The following is a 391-nucleotide window of genomic DNA, read 5'->3' as shown; positions in this document are numbered from 1 at the left end:
ACGTCTACGTACCTCCCGTGGTGGTGGTGCCGCGGCATCCCGTGGTCGTGCAGCCGGCCGTGCCGGTGCCCAGGCCGCCGGGCACGCAGTGCAACGTGTTCCGGTGCTACGACGGCAACGGGAACATCTATCCGCGCTGAAGCTGCGCGAAGCCCATCAGGTACTGCGCAGCCCCTCGCCCACGGTCGGGTAACGCAACGTCACCCGCAACTCCTTCGCGAGCCGCGTGGCGTCGAGCCGGCGCGATTCGCCCATGAAGCTCAGCAGCATCGGCGAGAGTTCCTCCCGCGCCTGGGCGCGCGTGATCCTGCGTGGGCGCGGCAGGCCGTACAGGTCGGCGGCGAGGTCGAAGTAGTCGCCCATCTTCAGGTCGCTCGCGTCGCTCACGTGG

1 pseudogene is annotated in these 391 nt (G+C 69.6%); it reads right to left on the bottom strand.

Annotated elements, in window-relative coordinates:
- Positions 1 to 156 precede the first annotated feature (156 nt).
- Positions 157 to 391, bottom strand: a pseudogene (locus M1M07_RS32575) (SDR family NAD(P)-dependent oxidoreductase); the annotation flags it as partial.

It is taken from the genome of Rhodococcus sp. HM1 (assembly GCF_023218075.1).
Taxonomy (GTDB): Bacteria; Actinomycetota; Actinomycetes; order Mycobacteriales; family Mycobacteriaceae; genus Rhodococcus.
This window is presented reverse-complemented; position numbering and strand designations above follow the sequence as displayed.